Origin of the sequence: Actinomadura sp. KC216, assembly GCF_004348535.1 — a bacterium.
Classification (GTDB): Bacteria; Actinomycetota; Actinomycetes; order Streptosporangiales; family Streptosporangiaceae; genus Spirillospora.
In genome coordinates this window covers 1-4,986 of sequence record NZ_SMJX01000462.1, presented here as the reverse complement: position 1 = coordinate 4,986, position 4,986 = coordinate 1, and the positions used below count along the sequence as shown (strand labels likewise).

Sequence of the window (4,986 nt, the reverse complement as noted above, 5' to 3'; positions counted from 1 at the left end):
CCCCTGCCTCCTGGCGCCTGCGCCCCCGCCTTCCGCAGCGATGCGGACACACGCAAGGGCATCCCTGACGGCCGACGCGCTGGTGGCCGGTGAGCGCGGGCGGGTGGACAATATCGGCGGTTTTAGCGATCTTTTCGGGATGGTCGGATACCGTCCGAGGGTGACGGGCGCGGCCGTCGCCGGGGCACGCACCGGCGGGAACCGGTGCGCCACGGGGGTTCGGTCGCGTGCGCACAGCGGCCCGGCGGGCCCGACCAGGGGAGCTCTTCTCTTGCCGCTTCATTACTCTCGATGTGCGATAACCCGCAATGTGCAATCATGTCGGCACCCCAGCCGCCTGTTTACTTCCGCTAAGTGAGTCCACATGCCGGGTCCAGGCAACGTCGGCGAACGTGTCCGCAACCTGCGGCTGACCAGACGCTTGTCGCAGGCACAGCTCGCCGGTCACGACCTTTCCGACAGTTACATCTCGTTGATCGAATCGGGCAAGCGCACCCCGACGCCGACCGTCCTGCGCATGCTGGCCGAGCGTCTCGGCTGCACGCCCGAGTACCTCGCTGAGGGCGTCGAGCCGGAGCAGCGCGCCCACCTTGAGGTACGGGAACGCCATGCCCACCTGGCGCTGCTGCGCGGCGACCCCGTCACCGCCGAGGCGGGCTTCGACGAGGTGATCGCGCGCAGTGACGATCCCGACCTCACGTCCCGCGCCCGCTGGGGCCGCGCCCGCGCCCTGGAAGAGCTGGGGCGCGCCGACGACGCGATCGCCCTCTTCGAGGAGCTGCGCGAACAGGCCGAGCGGGACCCCGGACGCGCCAGCTGGCTGCCGCCCGTCATCGCACTCGCCCGCTGCTACCACGCCGTCGGCGATCTGGGCCAGGCCATCGCGCTCGGCGAGCGGGCCGTCGAGCGGCTGAACCAGCTCGGGCTCGGCGTCGGTGAGGAGTACACGGAGGTCGGACGAATTCTGCTGCTCGCCTATGTGGATCGCTCCGATCCCGCGCGCGCGCACGAGCTCGGACGGCGGCTGCTGAACCCCAAGAGCGCGGCGGACGAACCGGCAAGCGTCCACTACCAGCGGGCCAGCATGCGCGCACTCGAAGAAGGGACGATCGGCGACTCCCTCTACTTCGCCGACCAGGCCCTGGCCGCCCGTGGCGACACCGGTCCGGCGCAGTCTCGCGCACGCCTCTCCCTTGCGGCGGCCAAGGCGCTGCTCAGGGGCGTCATGCCCTTCTCGGCCGTCACCCAGCCCGACGTTGCGCACGCTGGCGCCGGTACCGGTGAATACGGATTTGAACGCCCGCGCCCCGAAGGCTCCCCAGAGGCGGCACAGGAGGCGCTGCGCCTTCTGGAAGGGACGGCCGACCTCAACGGGGACGAGTCCACCGAGAGCACCATCGCCAAAGCGCGCGCGCTCGTGCTGGTCGGTGACCTGGACGACGCCATAGCCACCCTGGAGCAGTTCCTCGACACAGGGATGGCGTTGTCCGCTCCGGAGAACCCGCATGCCATGACCCCGCCGCCCGGTGCAGACCTGGCCGCACGGACGCAGAAGACCGTTCTCGCCAGACTCGTCCTGGCCCGTGCACGCGTCGCGCAGGGAGACCCGGCGGCCGCCCAGGTCGTGCTGCGTGCCGCGTCCGAACAGCTGGCGACGCTGCCCGCCGGACGTCCGGCCGCCCACCTGTACCGCGAACTCGGTGAACTGCACGAACTCGTCCAGGACTCCGAGAACGCCGCCATCGCCTACCGCCGGGCCCTGGAGGCCGCCGGCCTGACCGCGTCCCGGTCAACGTCCAGCGCCAGAGCCCGCGTCTAACCGGGCTGATCACTCGCCCACGGGTCGCGGCCAACGCTGTCCCCGTCCCGTCCAGCGCCCTGGTCCGCAAACGACGCGCGCGCCTGCCGTCACCGTGCTGGCTGCCGTCCCACATGCCGTGGTCGCGCCCTGCACCGCGCGTCCTGCGGACGACACCGCACGACCACAACCGCCTGAGGCCGGCTGGGGCGTGCCCCGAGGTCGACCGCCCTGATCACGTGAGCGTCCAACCCGCCCGGTCCGGCGAGGACCGAAGCGGGCTTGAACGGGCATTTTGGATGAAGCGACGTCGCGCTCGCTCCACGCACGGCCTGGCTCGGGTGCGCCGAACGCAGGGGGCGGAATAAAGCCGACACGCGGAGTGTCCTATCATCGAAACGTAGGATGACTGGATTACCGGAGGTAAGGGTGACTCTGCGGACGGCGCGGCGGTCGTCACTGGTCGATCAGGTGATCGACCAGCTCAGGGACGAGATCGCCGGTGGCGGGTGGCCGGTGGGTGAGAAGATCCCGCCGGAGCCGGTGCTGTCCGAAACCCTGGGGGTGGGCCGCAACACCGTCCGCGAAGCCGTGCGTGCGCTCACCCATGCCGGGCTTCTGGAGAGCCGTCAGGGCGACGGCACGTACGTGCGGGCCACGAGCGAGCTGTCCGGCGCCGTCCGGCGGCGGTTGGAGACGGCGGAACTCGTCGAGATCCTCGAAGTGCGTCGCGGACTGGAGGTCGAGGCGGCCCGGCTGGCCGCCACGCGCCGCACCGATGCCGACATCGCCGCCATCGCGGTCGCCCTCGCACGGCGGGACGCGGCGTGGGCGGCGGGAGACCATTCCACCTTCGTCGAGGCGGACCTCACGTTCCACACCGCCGTCGTCGAGGCCACCCACAATCAGGTTCTGACGGACCTGTACCGCGACTTCAGCGCCGCGCTCCGGGCGAGCATCGGCGCGGCGGGGACACTCCTCGAACACAAGGACGTCCCGCACGGCCCCATCGCCGCCGCGATCGAGGCCGGCGACGCGGAGGCGGCGACCCGGGCCACCCACGCGTGTCTGGACCAGATCCTGGCGTCGACATCGACCGGCCGCCCCGAGCCCGTCGGCTAGCCGCGCCCTACTCCGCCCACCCGGAGCCGACCGGACAGCAGAAACCGACCGGCTTCCTAGGGACGCACAACACCGCTGAGCCAGGCCAGACAACGAACGGCGGGCCGACCGGTCACCCGCACCAACTCGGCCGCCGCCGCCTGGAACCGGTCGGCCAGCAGAGTGACCGGTCGCTCCAGCGAACCGACTGGCATGCCAGACGGACCGCACCAACGAAACCAACCGGCTGCCTCCGGGCTGGGCCGGTGCATAGCGAAACCGTAAGTATCCGGTAGCTCGCGCGCCCTGCGGACGCGCGTGCCTGCCTGCGCATGACGAAGGACGAAATGAGAACCCACCTGCCCCGCGGCGTCACGGCCACCTGGTCGCTCATCGGCCTGGTGCTGCTGACGATCAATCTGCGTGCCGCCATCACCGGGATCGCGCCGGTGCTCGGCGAGCTGCGCGAGGTGTTCGGCCTGTCCGGTGCCGAGGTCGGCGTCCTCACCACGCTCCCGGTGCTCTGCCTGGGCATCTTCGCGTCCGTAGCCCCGATGTTCGCGCGGTTGCTCGGTACCGAGATCGCCATCGCCGGATCGCTCGTCATGATCACGCTGGGGATCCTGCTGCGCGTGGTCGAGTCGCCGGTCTCGCTGTTCGTTGGAACGGTCCTGGCAGGCGCGGGGATCGCGTTGGGGAACGTCCTTATGCCGGCCGTCATCAAGCGCGCGTTCCCGGCCCGCGTCGGGTCGCTCACCGGCCTGACGATGATGCTCATGGCCGCCAGCGGTGCCGTCGCCGCCGGGCTCGCGGTGCCGCTGGACGAGGCGGGAGGCTGGCGGCTCGCCCTCGCCATCTGGGCGGTCCCGTCCGTGATCGCGCTGCTCGTGTGGGGGCCGCTCGCCGTCCGGGGCCGCCGCACCCGGCCCGCCCCATCCACCCCGGCTGCGCCCTCGGGGCACGGTTCGCTCCTGCGCTCGCCGGTCGCCTGGTACGTCGCGGTCTTCATGGGCCTTGCGTCGTTGATGTTCTACGTGCTGATGTCGTGGCTGCCGGAGATCATGCGGGACGCCGGGTTCGCGCCCGCGGCCGCCGGGATGATGGTGTCCGCCATGATGATCGCCGGCATACCGCTGGGCTTCCTCATCCCCGTGTTCGCCGCTCGTCTGCGCGACCAGCGTCCCCTCGTCGCCGCCGTCGCGATCACCATGGTCGGGGGCCTGGGCGGCCTGCTGCTGGCGCCGTCGGCCGGGTGGGTCTGGGTCCTCGTGCTCGGTCTCGGCACCGGAAGCGCGTTCCCCCTCGCCTACACGCTGCTCAACCTGCGCGCGCCGAGCCCCTCGATCGCCGCGGGCCTGTCCGGGATGGCGCAGACCGGCGGATATCTCCTCGCCGGTTTCGGGCCGCTCGCGGTCGGCGTCCTGCACGATGCGACGGGTGGATGGAACGTTCCTCTCGTGCTCCTGCTCGTCCTCGTGGTGCCGGAGGTGCTGTTCGGGCTGCTGGCCGCGCGTCCGGGGTTCGTCCGTCCGGCCCGGACACCGGCCATCGCGGCGCCCCCGGCCCGTCCGGAGGTGAGCACGCGGGAGCCGGTCCGGGCCCGCTGATCAGCTCATGTCGACGGCGTCCAGATCGAGGACGCGGGCGTGCAGCACGAGCCGCTGGTGCAGCGCGGCCCGCAGCGCGCGGTGCAGGCCGTCCTCCAGATAGAGCTCGCCATGCCATTGGACGACGTGCGGGAACAGATCCCCGTAGAACGTGGAGTCCTTCGACAGGAGCGACTGCAGATCCATCTCGCGCTTCGTGCTCACGAGCTGGTCGAGGCGGACCTGGCGAGGCGGGATCTTGGCCCAGTCCCGGGACGAGAAACCGTGGTCGGGATAGGGCCGTCCGTCACCCACCGCCTTGAAGATCACCCTCCGAGTCTACGGCGTCGCCATGACCCGGAGAAGGCGACTCAACAACATGAGTCACTCCACTTGCCACCCCTGGTAAACGGTTACCTCGCAGCTCAACACCATCGTTAGTAATTGCCGCCAACCGGACATGTCATTTACCAACGCCCACCCCGCCACACTGACCAAGAC

General features: G+C 70.7%; 4 protein-coding genes. 3 read left to right on the top strand and 1 reads right to left on the bottom strand.

Annotation, left to right across the window (positions count from 1 at the left end; all coding sequences use genetic code 11):
- The first annotated feature begins 364 nt into the window (after window positions 1-364).
- The 3 genes from E1264_RS40020 to E1264_RS40010 all read left to right on the top strand — a co-directional run bounded on the left by E1264_RS40020 (window position 365) and on the right by E1264_RS40010 (window position 4,506).
- Entirely contained in the window at window positions 365-1,819 is a 1,455-nt protein-coding gene (locus tag E1264_RS40020; RefSeq protein WP_132182366.1) for a helix-turn-helix transcriptional regulator, read from the top strand.
- A gap of 408 nt (window positions 1,820-2,227) precedes the next feature.
- Complete coding sequence (locus tag E1264_RS40015; protein ID WP_132182364.1) at window positions 2,228-2,920, top strand: FadR/GntR family transcriptional regulator; 693 nt, start codon at window positions 2,228-2,230, stop codon at window positions 2,918-2,920.
- 326 nt (window positions 2,921-3,246) lie between these two features.
- Window positions 3,247-4,506, top strand: coding sequence for an MFS transporter (locus tag E1264_RS40010; protein ID WP_207936863.1), 1,260 nt, complete (start codon window positions 3,247-3,249; stop codon window positions 4,504-4,506).
- Here E1264_RS40010 and E1264_RS40005 read toward each other — a convergent pair whose 3' ends face one another.
- On the bottom strand, window positions 4,507-4,815 hold the full coding sequence (locus E1264_RS40005; protein WP_132182360.1) for a type II toxin-antitoxin system VapB family antitoxin: 309 nt from the start codon (window positions 4,813-4,815) through the stop codon (window positions 4,507-4,509).
- Between the last annotated feature and the right edge of the window lie 171 nt (window positions 4,816-4,986).